Origin of the sequence: Oscillatoria salina IIICB1, from assembly GCF_020144665.1 — a bacterium.
In the GTDB taxonomy this organism is placed as follows: Bacteria; Cyanobacteriota; Cyanobacteriia; order Cyanobacteriales; family SIO1D9; genus IIICB1.
Genome location: NZ_JAAHBQ010000040.1, coordinates 40409 through 57420, shown reverse-complemented (window position 1 = coordinate 57420; position 17012 = coordinate 40409). Strand labels below are relative to the sequence as shown.

The 17012-nt window shown below is 41.2% G+C and carries 15 protein-coding genes, 1 tRNA gene and 1 pseudogene; 11 read left to right on the top strand and 6 right to left on the bottom strand.

Translation table 11 applies throughout. The annotated features are described in order from the left end of the window. Positions 1-126 (bottom strand): annotated as a pseudogene (locus G3T18_RS13515) (photosystem II D2 protein (photosystem q(a) protein)); the annotation flags it as partial. A 767-nt stretch (positions 127-893) separates the two neighbouring features. Between G3T18_RS13515 and G3T18_RS13510 the strand changes: the two are divergent. From G3T18_RS13510 to G3T18_RS13495, 4 genes are all read left to right on the top strand, one after another. Next, positions 894-1166, top strand: a complete 273-nt coding sequence (locus G3T18_RS13510; RefSeq protein ID WP_224411089.1) for a hypothetical protein — start codon at positions 894-896, stop codon at positions 1164-1166. 6 nt (positions 1167-1172) lie between these two features. Then, a complete protein-coding gene (locus G3T18_RS13505) occupies positions 1173-1838 on the top strand; it encodes an energy-coupling factor ABC transporter ATP-binding protein (protein WP_449868021.1) in 666 nt (221 codons plus the stop codon). A 77-nt stretch (positions 1839-1915) separates the two neighbouring features. Then, positions 1916-2467, top strand: coding sequence for an NYN domain-containing protein (locus tag G3T18_RS13500; RefSeq protein WP_224411087.1), 552 nt, complete (start codon positions 1916-1918; stop codon positions 2465-2467). 180 nt (positions 2468-2647) lie between these two features. After that, positions 2648-2720 (top strand) — tRNA-Glu (locus tag G3T18_RS13495). Positions 2721-3235: 515 nt separating this feature from the next. Here G3T18_RS13495 and G3T18_RS13490 read toward each other — a convergent pair. Then, a complete protein-coding gene (locus G3T18_RS13490; protein WP_224411086.1) occupies positions 3236-4972 on the bottom strand; it encodes an ABC1 kinase family protein in 1737 nt (578 codons plus the stop codon). Between the two features lie 248 nt (positions 4973-5220). Here G3T18_RS13490 and G3T18_RS13485 point away from each other — a divergent pair, with 248 nt between their 5' ends. Continuing rightward, the gene (locus G3T18_RS13485) at positions 5221-5787 is read left to right on the top strand and encodes a peroxiredoxin (protein WP_224411085.1); all 567 of its coding nucleotides are present in this window, start codon (positions 5221-5223) and stop codon (positions 5785-5787) included. Between the two features lie 20 nt (positions 5788-5807). Here G3T18_RS13485 and G3T18_RS13480 read toward each other — a convergent pair whose 3' ends face one another. Together G3T18_RS13480 and G3T18_RS13475 are read right to left on the bottom strand one after the other, a co-directional pair. Then, positions 5808-7820, bottom strand: coding sequence for a sensor histidine kinase (locus G3T18_RS13480; protein WP_224411084.1), 2013 nt, complete (start codon positions 7818-7820; stop codon positions 5808-5810). A 239-nt stretch (positions 7821-8059) separates the two neighbouring features. Then, positions 8060-8920: a hypothetical protein gene (locus G3T18_RS13475; protein ID WP_224411083.1), complete on the bottom strand. Its 861-nt coding sequence runs from the start codon at positions 8918-8920 to the stop codon at positions 8060-8062. Positions 8921-9215: 295 nt separating this feature from the next. On the opposite strand from G3T18_RS13475, the gene G3T18_RS13470 reads away from it, so the two are divergent. Further along, on the top strand, positions 9216-9758 hold the full coding sequence (locus G3T18_RS13470; protein WP_224411082.1) for a LeuD/DmdB family oxidoreductase small subunit: 543 nt from the start codon (positions 9216-9218) through the stop codon (positions 9756-9758). A gap of 175 nt (positions 9759-9933) precedes the next feature. Beyond that, complete coding sequence (ndhM, locus tag G3T18_RS13465) at positions 9934-10290, top strand: NAD(P)H-quinone oxidoreductase subunit M (protein WP_224411081.1); 357 nt, start codon at positions 9934-9936, stop codon at positions 10288-10290. Between the two features lie 4 nt (positions 10291-10294). Here ndhM and G3T18_RS13460 read toward each other — a convergent pair whose 3' ends face one another. Beyond that, positions 10295-10567 (bottom strand): hypothetical protein, encoded by a 273-nt coding sequence (locus G3T18_RS13460; protein ID WP_224411080.1) that lies wholly within the window; start codon positions 10565-10567, stop codon positions 10295-10297. A 138-nt stretch (positions 10568-10705) separates the two neighbouring features. Beyond that, positions 10706-10996, bottom strand: coding sequence for a hypothetical protein (locus G3T18_RS13455; RefSeq protein ID WP_224411079.1), 291 nt, complete (start codon positions 10994-10996; stop codon positions 10706-10708). Between the two features lie 484 nt (positions 10997-11480). Between G3T18_RS13455 and G3T18_RS13450 the strand changes: the two genes are divergently transcribed. From G3T18_RS13450 to G3T18_RS13435, 4 genes are all read left to right on the top strand, one after another. After that, positions 11481-11741 carry a DUF6737 family protein gene (locus tag G3T18_RS13450; protein ID WP_224411078.1) on the top strand — a complete coding sequence of 87 codons (261 nt, stop codon included), beginning with the start codon at positions 11481-11483 and terminating at the stop codon, positions 11739-11741. Positions 11742-11872: 131 nt separating this feature from the next. After that, on the top strand, positions 11873-14242 hold the full coding sequence (locus G3T18_RS13445) for a protein phosphatase 2C domain-containing protein (RefSeq protein WP_224411077.1): 2370 nt from the start codon (positions 11873-11875) through the stop codon (positions 14240-14242). 202 nt (positions 14243-14444) lie between these two features. Further along, entirely contained in the window at positions 14445-16073 is a 1629-nt protein-coding gene (locus G3T18_RS13440) for a CHAT domain-containing protein (protein ID WP_224411076.1), read from the top strand. 157 nt (positions 16074-16230) lie between these two features. Then, positions 16231-16821 carry a hypothetical protein gene (locus G3T18_RS13435; protein ID WP_224411075.1) on the top strand — a complete coding sequence of 197 codons (591 nt, stop codon included), beginning with the start codon at positions 16231-16233 and terminating at the stop codon, positions 16819-16821. The last annotated feature ends 191 nt before the right edge of the window (positions 16822-17012 follow it).

The window sequence follows — 17012 nt, the reverse complement described above, 5'->3', positions numbered from 1 at the left end:
GTAAGCACAAGGGAACAATAATAATCCTGACCAACCAATAAATACAAAGCGATCGCGCTTTAACCAGTCATCGACGGAATCAAACCATCCTCTCTGTGCTGGTGCGCGTCCGACTGCTATTGTCATGACGCTAATCTCCTTATATGTATAATTTCCAAACGTTTGCTTTTACTATCCATTTGAGTAACCTGTTTTCTTGCCTAAGCAGAAGATTAACCCAAATGTGAGAAAAGTTTAACTTTCTTTACTTAACTATAATATATGAAACTTTTTGCCTTTTCCACCCCAATCCTTAATAAAAGCTAAAGATTTTCTTGATTGTTAGTAATAAATGCTTACTTAAGTCAAGAGTATTTTTACTCAAATGTAGGTGATTTCTTTTTGGCGATTGGGCGGGAGCGATCGCTAATAACTCGTCGTTATTCGTAGGATTGCGTTACCAAAAAATGGGTTTAAAGCCTCGCTGTTCTACGGTGAGTTTGATTGAAAAGAAACTAGAAAGTTAGTACGATAGTTGATAGCAAGTAAAACGAAAATCTACGTGATTCTTCGCTCTAGTTCGGAGAAATCCCGGTAAGTAAGAAACAACGGTTAGATTAGCTCTAACGGCAGTATGACTAAACCACTGCCAGCTTTCTTCAGAGCGAGGAGCGTACTAAACTAGCTTTGGTGATGGATGTTTGAAAGCATAAAACTAAAAAAGTAAGCGCAATATATGCGGCTATATGCCAACATATCGAGCGTCTAGAGGCAACTTGACTGTGCCGGCAAGAGGAAAGAGAACTACTTGTGAATCCCCTCCCTTTAGCAACGCGGAGGGAGGGGAGTAGTCAAAACAGTAAAGAGAATATCTGATAATCAAAAATATAAGGAAGTTTTCACTACAGAAAAAAATGTTCTCGATTGACATAACTTTGACATACAGTCCAATTCCCATTTCCGTACAAAGGAAAGAGCAAAAAGACGCAGAGGCACTTTACCAAGAAATCACGGAAAAGATGCGTAATAATGCTCCTGAGTTAATAGAACTGACTTGTGAAAAGCAGCCAGATAAGAAAGTTGCCCTTTTTAGCGATCGAATTAGTGCAGTCATTGTTTCTCAGAAATCTGGCGTAGCAGCAACAGGTCGCGCTCCTGGTTTCTTTGCTTTGGCGGAAAATAAGTAGGACGAGATCGTGGCTCAACCAGCAATCAGTGTCAGGAATTTAAGCTTTGGCTGGCGCGAGGGAGAAACTGTTTTAGATTCCTGCTCTCTGGAGGTTCCCAAAGGTGAATTTTGGATGCTTTTGGGAACTAATGGGAGTGGTAAATCTACTTTATTAAGATTGTTGGCAGGGCTTTTGCAACCTCGCGCTGGCGATATTGAGATTATCCAACCCGTGGGCTTTGTCTTTCAAAATCCCGATCATCAGTTAGTGATGCCGACGGTGGGGGCGGATGTCGCTTTTGGGCTGGTAGAAGAAAATTTGTCTTATACCCAAGTGCGTGCCAGGGTAGGGGAAGCATTAGCCGCAGTTAATTTGTTAGATTTCCAAAGACGACCAATTTATGCTTTGAGTGGCGGACAAAAGCAAAGAATCGCGATCGCCGGAGCGATCGCTCGCCGTTGTCAGGTATTAATTTTGGATGAACCTACAGCTTTGCTCGATCCCGATACTCAAATTGATTTGGTGATGCGAGTACAAAATATCGTTAAAAGTCGCGGTTTGACTGCTCTTTGGGTGACACATCGTTTGGATGAATTAAATTACAGCGATGGTGCTTTTTTACTTGAAAGTGGCAAAATTGTCGCTCGCGGAGAACCAAAACGCATTGCCCGACGACTTTTGCGAAACTGAAAATTAGTTAAATATTTGTTAACGAAAGTAGCTAAAATGACAAGTAGTAGTAATTGTGGAGAATCCGTGGTCAAAAAATGCCCCGTTCGTATCCCCAGGTTCTCTTACTCGTTGACGGCTATAACGTCATCGGAACCTGGTCCTCTTTAAAATATACTCGCGATCGCCAGGGACTTGACTCTGCTCGTCAAGAGTTAGTTGAGGCTTTAATTAACTACAGTGCGTTTGAGGGTTATCAAACTGAAGTTGTTTTTGATGCTCAATATACCACTGAAACGGGCTATCGCGAAACTTATACTAGGTTGTTATCTGTCTACTATACAGACTTTCGGCAAACAGCCGATACTTATATCGAGAAGTTCTGTGCTGACTATCAACGTCAAGTTTACCGCAGTTTGCCTCGCTTAATTGTCGCTACTTCCGATCGCGCCCAACAGCAAACCATACTAGGTTATGGTGCAGAATGGCTCTCAGCTTTGCGACTGGCTAATGAAGTTGAATTAAGTATACGTCGAACTAGACGGAAACACCGACCTCAAAAACAAACGCGAGGTCGTTTTTTATTCAATTCTCTCGATGCTAAAGCTCAAGAGCGTCTAGCTCAGTTGCGCTATGGTATTAGAAAATGAGACTTTTCCCGGATTTGGGCTGAGAGGTTTAAAATCGCTGGAAATGCCAGTTTATCTGAGTTCGACGGTGAAGAGAAAAGTCTCGGTGAAGTGGGTTTCCCCAAATTTTCCAATTAATTTGGTAAAAGTCTTGACAAAGCCAAAAATATTCGCTAAATTAGTAAAGGTCAAACAAACCAAGCCCCCATCGTCTAGAGGCCTAGGACACCTCCCTTTCACGGAGGCGACAGGGATTCGAATTCCCTTGGGGGTATAAAAAAAAGAAAAGTAAGATGCACGAGGTAAACGAATAACTGCCTCGTGCATTTTACCAAAAAAAATGGGTTTAAAGCCTCGCTGTTCTACGGCGACTTTGATTGAAAAGAAACTAGAAAGTTAGTACAATAGTTGATCGCGAGTAAAACGAAAATCTACGTGATTCTTCGCTCTAGTAGGTCGAAATCCCGGTAAGTAAGAAACAACGGTTAGATTGGCTCTAACGGCAGTATGACTAAACCACTGCCAGCTTTCTTCAGAGCGAGGAGCGTACTAAACTAGCTGAGTGATGGATGTTTGAAAGCATAAAACTAAAAAAAGTAAGCGCAATATATGCGGCTATATGTCAACATATTGAGCGTCTAGAGGCAACTTGACTGTGCCGGCAAGAGGAAAGAGAACTACTTGTGAATCCCCTCCCTTTAGCAACGCGGAGGGAGGGGAGTAGTCAAATTAGATCGCAAGTATGAGGTGTTAATTAATTAATTAATGTAAATTTGTCTTTTATATAAACTACTTTTGTGCTAGTCGATCGAGTTTTTCGCGAATAGCTAATTTCACGAAAGAACGTAGGAAAAGTAAGAACCAAAAAGCAGCAAAAGCAAAAACAGCGATCGCCCAGTTCAACGCAGGAACTAACACTAAAAGCGAACCGCACAAAGAGCCAAAACCAAACAAACAAGCATAAATCAAGCATTTCAGCGCCAAATGAATGCGCCCTAGAGCGCGATCGCTAGCCTCATTGCGCACATTCATTTGAAACTCACCTTGTTCTAATCTAGTTTCAATGCGCTGGAGCAAAATCTCTGTCTGCTTGGATTTTTGCAAGCGATTTTGCAGATAACTTTTCGCTTGTCGGGCTAATTGTCCGATAAAATTACCGGAAGTAGCACTAGAAGCAGCGATTCGAGTAATAAAAGGTTTACTAGCTTGCAACAGATTATATTGAGGATCGAGCGCCCTAGCAATACCATCGAGAGTAGTCAAAGACTTTAAGACAAAAGTCATCTGTGGTGGTAAGCGAAAAGGCTGTTGTTCAAACATCATGTAAACCTCTGCACTTACTTGTTCAAAAGCGCGAATATCCACAGGTTTATCGCGAAAATTATCCAACAGAAAAGCTACTAAACGTTTTACCGCAGTCATATCCGACATTGGTTCCAGCAAACCCATGTAAACCAAACTATCAACCACGCGATCGGCATCCTTTCTAATTACAGCGAAAAAAGTCTTTACCATTTCATCCTTCGCCAAAGACTTAACTTCCGCCATCGTGCCGAAATCGTAGAAAATAATACTACCATCAGCCGCCACAGCCATATTACCCGGATGGGGGTCAGACTGAAAAAAGCCATCTTCAAGTAATTGCTTGAGATAGCAGCAGATACCAAGTTCGATCAAACGATCGGGATTAATACCAGCAGCTTCAATCGTCACGCGATCGCTGATTTTGATACCGGGTAAATATTCCAGAGTTAAGACTTTTTTCGTTGTGTAGCGCCAATAAACCTTGGGAACGATTACACCTGGGTAGTTTTGGAAATTCTCCTGGAAGCGTTCGGCGTTTTTACCTTCCTGAAAATAGTCGATTTCTTGATAGAGAAGACTAAAAAATTCTTGATAAATACCTTCCAAGTCGTATTTTCTGACCCAAGGTAGATATTGATTAGAAAAACGAATTAAGCGATGGAGAACTTCAAAATCCAGATTAAATAACTCTTCTATTCCCGGACGTTGCACTTTAACGACAACTTCCTCACCAGAATGTAGCTTAGCTCTATGTACCTGACCGATACTCGCAGAAGCAAGAGGAACCGGATCGAAATCCAAATATAAACTGTTAACCGAACTACCAAGTTCCGATTCGACAGTAGCGATCGCCTCAGCACTACTAAATTCCGGCACTCGATCTTGCAATTGAGTCAAAGCTTCAATATATTCGATCGGAATTAAATCCGGACGAGTCGAAAGAGCCTGTCCAATTTTAATAAAAGTCGGTCCTAAATTGAGCAGTTGTCTAACTAGCCACTGAGCGCGACGATTTCTTTGTTTCGGAGAATTATTGCCAAAGCTATTGTCCCACCATAGATAAAAAACTAACCTTGCCGCCAAACTAAAAACATCGATTTGGCGTGCCAAAGGGGAATATCTCGCTTTTTGCCAGCGTAGTAACTTAGATGAAGAATTAGTTCGTTTCACCAAGCGATCGCCATTTGTGGTAAAAACTAAAGAAGATGCTTTCTTCGCCATCTGGCACCTTGTATTCGGCATCGGGCGGATACTGTTCCCCCAAAGCTTTGCTCAGAGATATTTTCAGCTACAGTAGTTGCTCTCTTCAATTGCCAAGCTAGATTTGACAGTATTTTTACCCTAAGTTTACTTTACACAAAACTGGTCATTCCTCCCACCGTGAAATTCCTTAAGCTTAAAAATGGATGTTAGAAGTTTCGGCAATTCAAAAACAAAGTTGCACAACAAAAAGTTTTTTATCGCTAGGAATGATGACTGAAAATTTTACTGAATTACCATCCGATTTGCCTGTACCTATAGATGATGGAGCAAGTTCTCATTTATTAGGAAAAAAATTACCCAATGTTATTCTTCAGTCAACTTCTAATAAACAGATAAATATTGCAAACATTCAGGGAAAAGTAGTATTTTATTGTTACCCAATGACAGGTAAACCAGGTGTTGAACTACCTGACGGTTGGGATTTCATTCCTGGTGCGCGAGGATGTACTCCACAGTCATGTAGTTTTCGAGATCATTATCAAGAGCTTCAAGCGATCGGTACTCAAGTATATGGAGTAAGTACGCAAAAATATTCCGACCAACTTGAAGCAGTAAAACGACTTCATTTACCATTTGAACTTTTGAGCGATGCCAATTTTCAATTAACAAGATCGTTGCAGTTGCCAACTTTTGAAGTAGAAAATAAGTTACTAATTAAACGTTTAACTTTAATTGTTGAAGAAGGAAAAATAGTCAAAGTATTTTATCCAGTTTTCCCTCCCGATCGAAATGCTCAGGAAGTTGTTGAATGGTTAAAAGGGGGAAAAACTTAACTGCTTTTTCAGTTTTCCGGTTATTTATCTAACTGAGGTAACGTAACTGTAAAAGAGGTTAGGAAAATCTGAGAATTTTGACTAGGAGTAATTTTTAACTCAATTGTGCCATTCAGATGTTCCACAAAAGACTTGACTAAAGCTAAACCTAAACCTGTACCGCGAATTTCTTTATCCGTCGCCCATTTACCACGGCGAAATGGTTCAAAAATGTAGGTTTGTTCTTCTGGGGTAATACCGTAACTGAGATTAGTAATCGTAAAAATAATTTGCTTTTCCGTGCGAGTTAATTTTTGGACAACTTGAAAACTAACAGTAGTATCGTCAGCAGAGAATTTACCAGCATTAGTTAGCAATTCATTAAGGATATTTTGTAAACTTTCTAAATCGGTATAGATAGTCAGGTCATCTGTAGATACAGATCGATCGTCTAAAGCTAAAGTTAATTTCTTTTTACTATCTTGCGACCATTTTGCTTGAAAGCGATCGCACAATTCTTGGACGAGAGACTTAAGAGCGACTTTTTGGGGATGAGTAGTAAACTTATTTGATTTGAGTTTTTGCCAAGTTAGTAAATCTTGGACGAGATTATTTTCTCGATGCCATTCTTCTTCCAGAATACTTAAATATTTTGCCTGACGATCTGGAGATGACTTATATTGACGTAACATTTCTATTGCTAATTTCATACTTGCTAGAGGAGTTCTAAACTCGTGACTCATATTAGCGATAAATTCATCTTTGAGTTTGTTTAATTCTCGTAGTTCATGGATATACTGACGCATTTTTTCAGAGAGTTTAGCTTGAATTTCCAAACTTCTTTGCAATTGTTCAGTACGTTCTTTAACAATAGAATTAACTTGACCTAAAGTTTGTTGGTGAATAATTGCTGTAGCTGCTTGATGGCAGATTAATTTTGCTAGTTCAATTTCATCTTGTTGCCAAATTCTCGGATAAGTTTGCTGCAAAACAGCAAAACCTAAAACCGTAGGTTGGTTAGAGTCACCGCTACTATTACCTAAGAAAGGAATAAAGAGTATAGAGGGGGTGATTTCCGGATTATAAAGCAAAGAATCAACTTGTTGCTCAAGTTCAGACGAAATAGCGATCGCTAACGGCTGTGGGGATGTTAAAAAAGCTTGTCGAGAAATTGGACAATCAGAGAGAGAAAATGAGTAATGGTAGGGAAGATTAGTAATTTGGTTGACTGAAGTTGAAGTAGTTACCCACTGACAAGAAACAGTAGCTTTTACCTGGGGGAGAAAACGAGGATAAGTACGTTTGTAAAGAGGATCGGCATATTTCAAATTTAAAATTAAACCTCGATCCACTTCTAGTGCAGAAACAAGACAATTAAGCGCAAGCTGATAAATTTCTTCAACATTAGCGCTTTTACTAGCTTGAGTAATTTGAGCAGATAGCTGAGTGAGCAAAACCTGATGTCGGCTTGTCGTTGCCGCTTGTTGCTGTTGTTGAGCGAAAGAAATAGCGATCGCTACTGGTTCGGCGATACTTTTGAGTAATTCCTGCTCAGAAACGCTCCATTGACGCGGTTCCGATTGAAAAATTAAAATTACGCCATTAACGCGATCGGCAATCCGAATAGTTATTCCCAGCGAAGCTCTTGCAGGAAATATTGATTGTAATAATTCCTGTTGCTCATCTTGGTTAGCAACTGAGAAATCGGCGATCGCCACAGGTTCGATAGCAGCCAGAACTTCTTTTAGCAAAGGATGAGCAATTAGCCTTGTAGCTTGACCAGCACTGATAGTTAAAGAACTATTTGCCGTACAGACACTAGCTTGTAATTTAGCAGTAGAATCAACCCCAGCAATAATCAAACAAGAATCTGCTTGAAAAATTTCTGCACAACTTCTCGCTACCAAGGACAGCAACGTTTGCGGTTCAGCAACGGTTAGCATAAGCTGAGTAATTTGTCGCCAGAAAAAAATCGGCTCTTTGGTATATTCCATTTTGCTAGCAAAGTCTTCCTGCTTGAGAGGTGAAGGTAGCTTGGCACAATCGCGTCTCATCTTTATTCAGTTAAATCAGCGATCGCCTTGTCTGGGTTAACAAAGGTATGGGATTGCACCTTCAATCTTAGCTGAAGTTTTCGAGGGAAAGTGTAGATTCAGCCAAACCATGATTTCCTAGTTAATTCAAGAGCAATTAATTATGCTTAGCGAATAGGTATCTGTTTTTTTACACTCAAGAGTAACGAATATTTCGACAAACTTGGCAGCTAGCCAAGCTTGGCACCCGAAATAAATCATTAATTATTCCGAACCGCTTTAGCTTGTGTTTGTGCCAGTTGGCTATTTTGACGATAACGAACTACGCGATCTTGAGCAGTAGCATAGCGCGGATCGTCTGAGGGGACTTGCGCCATCAAATCCGAAGCCTTTTCCCACTTAGCTGCTAAATCCAGCCATTGAGCCGAAGTTTGTGCCGTTTTCCCTTCTACCGAAGCTTTTTCTGCCAATCGCACCGCCTCAGCAAAAGCATCAAAGGAAGTATCTGCCGCCGCAGTAGGAGAAGGAGAAGCTATATTTGTCGCAGTAGTAGTAGCTGTTTCCTGAGCAACCGGAAGATCTCGCCGATTATCGTAGATTGCCCAACCGATAGCAAAAAGCAAAATACTTAAGCCCACACCGCCAACTATTCCTTGCCAAAAATGGCGTTTCGCTTCCCGGGAAGAGCGATTTACTTTCGGCAATTCTCGCCTTTTACCGGGAGAAGATTGACGTTCGCTAAGACGCTGCTGAAACTCTTGTACAATATTTGGCTTCTTTAAGATAATTTCTTGAGACCAAAGTAATTGGGTTTCTGGCGAACGGTTAATTTCTTCGAGCCAGAGCAGTTGTTCCTCACGAACAAGGCGGCTATTAATATTAACGCGGCGGAGATTCCGTGGTGAGATTGCCTCTAAAATCTGCTTGATTCGCGCTACTAATTGAGACTGTTCGAGTTGTTCTACTGTTGCTGCTTCACAAAGAAGCTGCAAAACCCCTTCACTAAAGACTGCCCGCGTTCTCACACCGGAAGAAGATAGTTTTTCATTCAATACCTGAATGATCGCCGCTATACTTCCCTGGCGAGCTTGCAGGGCAATATCGTCCATTGGATCTGGCATTTTCTCGCAATTGAGAGATAACTTTCTCACTGGGCTTGACCTAACTTTACCTCTTAACATAACGAAACCACTTTTGAGTGCCAAAAGGTGACGCTAATTATACTAGCGTTTGGCTTTTAGTGTGGGGGCAGTATTTGGATTGAAAATGAAAAATATTTGGCTTTGATCTGCCTGCTTTACAGCTACTCTCATGTTTTAAATACTCCTACCCTAGGCTGGCATCCGGGAAAATATTCTTTTTACTAGGTTATAATTAAAGGCTGTTATACAACTGATGTCAACGAGGAAACTAAGGATGGGTAAGGTAATTCAAGGTAAAATTTTTGTCGTCGATGACAATATTGATACCGATCAAATCATTCCTGCGGAATACCTGACTTTAGTTCCCTCTAAACCTGATGAATACGAAAAGTTAGGCAGTTATGCCTTGATTGGTTTGCCCGATCGCTATGGTAAGTTTATTGCTGCGGGCGAGATGAAAACTCAGTATCCGATTATTATAGCTGGGGAAAATTTTGGTTGTGGTTCGTCTCGGGAACACGCGCCGATCGCTTTGGGTGCTTCGGGAGTTAAGGCGGTGGTTGCACAATCTTATGCACGAATCTTTTTCCGTAACTGTGCCGCGACAGGGGAACTTTATCCTTGGGAGTCGGTAGCGAGGTTATGCGATCGCATGGCTACCGATCAGGAAGTAACTATTGACTTTGAGGACAATCGCTTGATTAATCATACTTTAAATGAAACCTACTCACTCAAGTCACTTGGAGAAGTTAAACCAGTTATTGATGCAGGTGGGATTTTCGCTTACGCCCGCCAAACAGGAATGATTCGCGCCTAGAAAATCATTTCGTCTCAAGCTGGAATGAGAAAATTTCTGTAAACAACTTTTGAGATAAAATTAAAAGATGTTAAAATTTCGTCCGGTAACCAGACGAAAGGCGGTATCGCTTCTCAGTTAGCAAAACTGTTGCCAGCTACTGGCAAAAGCTAAACCCACCAGGAGAAAAATTTTTATGCTTTTAAAGTCAATCACCCGTCATATAAAAATTTATGCCGCCGAGGTAAAAAATAACGAATTAAATCCCAGCGATAACGTTTTAACTTTAGATGTAGACCCCGATAATGAATTTATTTGGAATGAAGACGCTCTGCAAAAAATTTATCGAAAATTTGACGAATTAGTAGAATCTTATAGCAACCAAGACTTAACTGAATACAATTTGCGGCGTATTGGTTCGGATTTAGAACATTTTATGCGATCGCTATTACAAAGCGGTCAAATCAGTTATAATCTTAGCGGTCGCGTACTTAATTACAGTATGGGACTGCCCAGAGTGGACAGTCCCGAAACCGAAGGAAAATATCGATAATTGATTAGCGCCAAGTACGATTACCTTCTTCGTCTGTACGTGCTTGGCGAATTGTCTCGGATATTTCTTCGGCATCTCTAACATGGTGTAATTGTTTGGTTTCACCATTTGGTTCCTCAACTTCAAAATAAGTAGGAACCTCAATTCGATCGCCAGTAAGATCGGGTTGCTCTACAGCCATACGCTCGGATTTTTCTTCGTCTGTTAGTCCTTGATTAGGAACTTTATCCCCCGGATTAAGCACGTCAGTAGGTTCTGGTTTATTTTGGTTACTCATAAATATCCTTGATTAGATTACTTATCAACATTTTCTGCTATCAAGGTCATGATAAAAAATGCTCGATCGCTAAGCATCTTTCTAAGGGGATAACTGGTTTCTCACTCAAAAGTAGCAACAGATAACAGCATTGAGCGATCAATCTAACCCAAAGGGCTTTTTTTTGTTTCCAGTTTCATTTTGTTGGCGTTTCTTAGCAATAAATTGTTTAAGCGCCAAGCGACGATTTTCTAAAAAACGACTCCAAAAACCAGGTATAAATCGATCCATTGCTTCAACAATTGCCCAAGTTTCCACATTAATCATTTGGTAACGCAGGCGATGAGAATTTTCTAGTTCAGCGATTAAATCTTCAACATCAATATCTTCAGGTAAATCTAAGTCAGTCAAACTAGGTTCTGGAAAGCTATCAAAATCAAGCTTAGGCATAGTTATCACCAAGAGCAGTAACATTAGCATCAACGTCACAGATTTAACCAAGGGGGTGCAAGTTTAAATCTGTACTATTTCGGAAGGAAAAATTAGTCAGGCGATCGCTTAAGGTAATCCCAACGGGATGTAGTCGAAGCTTCCTTATCTCACTAAATAGACAAAGTAGTGGGGAATCATTATTACTTCTTTCAAAGAAAAATCAGGTGAAAACCTCGATTGTTAACAATTAAAAAACGAAAGAATTAGCCATATTTAAATATTAACTTAAAGATGATTTTTTCAATCAAGCCGATGCCGTTATCAGTATTGGCGGAAAAGCCAATTTGGAGACGGGGAATATATCCCACCACAAAATCGCCTCATGCCTAGGAAATAAGCGCTGGCGCGGTCTTGTGAGAGGATAAAAGGGCGTTATAACTCAAAGAGCGAGAAACTTTCTACAATAATGACAGACAAAACCACAGCATTTAATTAGGTAATTGTGTCTGGACAAAAAACTATCAATCCTTGGGACTATAAACCCTGGTGGTGCCAGCCTTGGTCAATTATACTCACAGGAGTGTTGCTAATTAGCGGTAGCTGGTTATTGACAACAACAGCTTGGGTAACACTTCTGGTTTCAGTGCCAATTGTAGCTTGGTGGACTTACTTTCTTATTTTTTGGCCCAAGCTAGTACAAAGTAGCCTCGTGCTAAATTATCAGCAGCACTGTGAAAATAATCTCACTCAAAAAGAAAAATAACAATTTACCGAAGTTAGTATTTAGCTTTGAGTAGAAAGATAAAATCGAGGATAAAGGCACCCTTTATTTCCATCCTTGAGTCACCCCCAGCACCGCTTTGGTGATGGCATCAATAAACGCGAAGAACTTTCATGTCACGAACTGCGGCAAAAATTCAATGCTCTAATCCTCACTGTCTCACACCAAACCCTGACAGTGAAAAATTCTGTCAAAAATGCGGCATCCCCTTAGTCAGGCGGCATTTATGGGTAGTAGGTACAGGAATAGAGATATACAAACCGGGAACCACAATCGGCGATCGCTACTTATTTAAGTCCCCCAGAATTGTACTCGATACGAAACCAGCATCGCCACCGCAGGCACCCGAAGAGGTTCCAGATGAGATTATTCCTTATTTAAAGCTTTCTCCGTATCGGTTGCGCGTTCCCCAAATTTACGGACAACTAGTAACGCAAAATGGTCGTTCGTCAGCCTGGTTACTAGAATACGGTACGCTTCCCAACGAGCAAAACTATTCCCAGGGAGAATTATTCCCAGCGTTAATCAAAGAGTGGCAAGCAGCTTCTTCTTTGCGCCAAATCAACTGGTTATGGCAAATGGCTTACTTGTGGAATCCTTTGCAAAACCAAGGGGTAGTTTCTAGTTTACTAAATCGTGAGTTTTTACGAGTTAAAGGAACAATCTTACAGTTGCGCGAATTGCAACTTGATGGCGCTCAAACTCCCCAATTAAATCAGTTAGGTCAATTGTGGGCTGAATGGGTAGCTGAGACATCCTCCGAGATCAATAATTATCTCACCAGACTTTGCTCAGATATACAAGAAAATAAGCTCTCCACCTCAGAACAAATTCTCAAGAAACTTGACGAAGCCGCAGCCGCGCTCGGAAGAGAACAACAGCGATCTTATAAAATTTATACCCGAACCGATCGGGGAATTGCTCGCGACCATAACGAAGATGCTTGTTATCCTGATTCCGATCGCTTGGTGGAAACTTTCCAAGACAAGGAAGCTTTAGCGCTCGTTTGCGATGGAATTGGCGGACATGAAGGTGGAGAAATAGCTTCCCAGCTAGCAATTAGATCGGTACGAGAGGGAGTAAAAAATCATCTTACTTGGGGAAATTTACCCAATAATCCCGATGAAATTGCGCAAAAATTAGAAACTTTTATCTGTAATGCTAACGATGCAATTAGCCAACGTAACGATTCCGAACACCGACAAGAACGACGACGCATGGGAACGACTCTAGTAATGAGTTTGCCCTATGCTCACGAAATTTATATCACTCATGTAGGAGATTCTCGCGTTTACTGGTTATCTCGTCACGGTTGTTATCAAGTTACTCTTGACGATGATGTTGCTTCTCGTGAAGTAAGGTTAGGTTATGCTCTTTACCGCGATGCGATCCAGTATCATGCTTCTGGTTCGTTGGTACAGGCTTTAGGTATGAGTTCCTCGGCAAATCTGCGCCCCACTGTCCAAAGATTTATCTTAGATGAAGATGGTGTTTTTCTCCTTTGTTCTGATGGTTTAAGCGATAACGATCGCGTCGAACAATACTGGGAAAAAGAAATTCTGCCTATTCTCGAAGGAGAAACTGATGTTGCTGAAGTAGGTCAAAATTTAATCAAAATTGCTAATCAAAGAAATGGTCACGATAATGTTACTGTAGCGCTGGTTCACTGTCAGGTACAAGAGCCAGGAAGTAGTCAAAAAACTACTCTTACTTATCGCGATCGGATCTCTTCTTCTATCCCTAAATCTACTTTCCTACAAACTAGAAAGGTTGAGGGTAACTCAAACCAAAAGACAACTTTACAGGATAGCCAACCAGCTAAGAGACGATTCTTCTTACTACCTTTAATTTTATTATTGTTATTGGGGTCTGGTGCAGTAGTGTGGTTTTTCATCAACCCATTGGCGTTTCGGACGGCGATCGGTAATGTTCCTAGTTTGAATCCTCGAGAGTCTTCTTCTGAACCGGAAATAAGCTCTTCGAGTGAAGCAGAAGAACCGGAAATAACCTCAAGCGAACCATCAGCAGCAGAAACTCCCACCTCTGCGCGCGAGTTAAAAGTGGGTTTGCGAATTCAAATTCAAGAAGCGATCGCACTCGTACCAAATCCCCAAGCAACTCCTAACAATTCAGCTTCGACAATTATTCAAGTACCAGAGCAAAGTATCCTAGAAGTTGTCGAAAAAAGATCCGAGCAAGTGCAGTTAAAAGTTTGTCAGTTTGGTGAAAACAATCCAGAAGTAACTTCCTCACAGCCAGCAGAAAATAACCTAAATCTGGAGAAACAGCCCAAAGCGGGCGTACCCTCTCCTGATTCCACAACCACAACAAATCCCGGAACAAAAACCGAGATTTCCGCAGGAACTACCGGATGGATTGAGGCGAATAATCAGGCGATCGCGCGAGCAAAACGCTTTTCTAATACAGATACAGTAGGCGATTGTCGTCCGCAAAGCGTTGTTGACAAACGTACTGATGAGTAACCAAACTTCAAGAAGATTTAAGTACAGAAGCAAGATCCCGAAAACAGAAGCGATAATTTAGAGGACAGTGAGTAGAGGTTCAAGTGATTTTTCCAGCTAATCTGGTTAGTTGAGGATAAAATAGCCAAGAAGTAACAACCGGGATATGTATCTACGTCTCTAATATTGAATAATTGACTTGTATACGAACTAGGGGCATGGAATGTCTGTAGCCGCTAACCCCTGCCTCAGTATAGCGATCGCGCGTCTGAGGACAGGTCAAGAAAATTTTGCAATCTGGGTTTTACAAGCTCCTTTACCAGGGGGCTACGTTCATCATGACTGTATTTGGTCGTCAAGTTTGACCCAGAAGTGGCTGCGTTGGCAAGAAATGTTTTCTTTACGAGAGTTACCTCACGTACCCTTTGCCAATCATCCAACTCAATCGATTCCTCTAGATGGTAGCTTTGCTGGTGCGCCTGGAGGATATGGCGGCAGATTGATGCAGGATTTGGGTATAAATCTTTGGCAGTGGTTGTTTGAAGAACCAATTCGCAGTAGTCTCGCTCAAAGTCAAGGAATCGCGATCGGACAAAATAAACCGCTACGCTTGCGCCTGGAAATTCGCGATCCGAATTTAATTCCTTTACCTTGGGAGATTATGCAGCCAGAGGCAGGGAAACAAGCGATTTCTCTTAATCAGCAAATTCTCTTTAGTCGTACTACCAGCGATGTTGACCCTTTTTTACCCCCCCATTCTCAGGAAGTTTTAAATATTTTATTGGTGCTGGGAAATAATTTAGAGGAAGCAGGAATGTCAGCTTCCATGAGTAACTTGCCTCGAAGCTATCTCGAACTACAAAAAGAAGCTGCGGCTTTAGTGAAAGTTATCGAACGCAGTAAAGGAGATAATCTCTTTGGGACGAATGAGTTTGCTTATAGCGTTCCCGTAAGAGTAGATACTTTAGTGCAACCTACTCCAGCCGAACTAATTGATGCTCTCGAATTTAATAATTACAATATTTTGTTTTATTCGGGTCATGGGATAACTGCGCCTGACGGTGGTTTGTTATTTTTACGTCCTGACGCAACAATTAACGGTACAGAATTAGCTCAAGTTCTTGTCCGGACTCAGGTAACTTTAGCTGTATTTAATGCTTGTTGGGGTGCAGGACCCGATCGCCAAGGTCAACACGCGATTAAACGTAGTTCTTTAGCGGAAGTGTTGATTCATCATGGCGTACCAGCAGTTTTGGGAATGCGTGAGGAAATTGCCGATCGCGAGGCGCTTAGTTTTATTGAAACTCTTACGGAAGCTCTCTCGCAAAGAATGTCGATTGATATGGCGGTAACTCTCGCCAGACAACAGTTATTAACTCTTTATAAGTTTAATCAGCCTGCTTGGACTTTGCCGATTCTTTATATGCACCCAGAGTTTGATGGCGAACTGATTAAACCTTTAGATGAAGGAATTACCGAACTCCCGGCGATGTTGCCTTCTCTTCAGGAGATTCCGGTTCCAGTGGCTTTGGTTCGCTCTCTCGATGAGAATGATAAGGTTTGGTATATTCGGGGCGGATTAATGCGAGTTGGTCGCCGTCCGGAAAATGATTTGGTGATTCAAGAACGTTGGGTTAGCCAAAAACACGCTGAAATTATTAGCCGCGATACTTTATCGGGACCTGATTCCCAACCTGCTTATTTTTTACGGGATTTTTCGCGCTACGGTACTTTGATTTCTAGTTCTCAGGGATGGCAGAAAATCCACCATCAGGAAGTGCCATTATATTCTGGAGTTAAGTTAAAGTTTGGTAGTGCTTACGGTCAAACTCTTGAGTTTATCATTGAGTAAATGCTGATAGCAAATTAATTGTTGGTAAGTGAGTTGCTAATAGCTATTAAATAGATTTTCATCAGAAAATTATCTTTTTTCTTCGGAACTGGAGAGCGCGCTAGTGTAGCTACTCATGCCGAGTTCTGTAGGGCAAGATACAAAGGAGTCCAAGAAAATGCAAAACCAACCAAATTACGACGAGCAAAATTATGACCAGCGCTGGGGTAGAATTCAACAAGAATTGTTAGAGCTTATTTTAGAGGAAGATACCGTTTATCCTTGGAATCCCGCTAAGCCAGAGGCGGAAGCTTATTTCGCGGCTTTATCAATAGATTCTGGTATTGATGACTGGTTAGATAGCGAAGATGTTCCCCAAAGAAGTGAAAATTTCTTTTCTTTGTTAGATCGGTGTTGGGAATCTGTACCTAGTAAGGGACTTGAAGGCTTGTTGAGCGAAAGATTTGGCAAGTTTGTCCCGGCTGAGTTGCTGAGGGCGATCGCTACTGGTGCAACTCAAGTGGTGACGACTAATCTCTCTCACTTGGATAAATTAGTGCAATCAGTCAAACCTGTTTTGTCTTGTTGGGCTGAAGAAGATTTAGAAGTATTTGCTCGTCCTTTAGCTTATGCAATGCGAGGAAAGAATCATTCGGAAGCGGCGATTGTTAACGAAGAAATTGATGCTTGGGAGCAACTATCTCCTGTGGAACAAGCCAGATATGCAATGGCGATCGCTAATTATGCTTTGCTTCAACTCCAAGAATAATTCTGATTGTGAAAATTGTGGCAAGTTATGGAGATTTTGTCGGTTTGCTTCGTTAAGATTCCCTTATCTGAACCTTTATGGCTAAATAGGGTGGTGCAATTTATTCGCTCGATTCTTTTTTCTGGTTTTTAGTTGCATCGCCCCAATGATTTATTTGAGTCTTCTCTTCTTTGAAATCAAATTTATTCGCC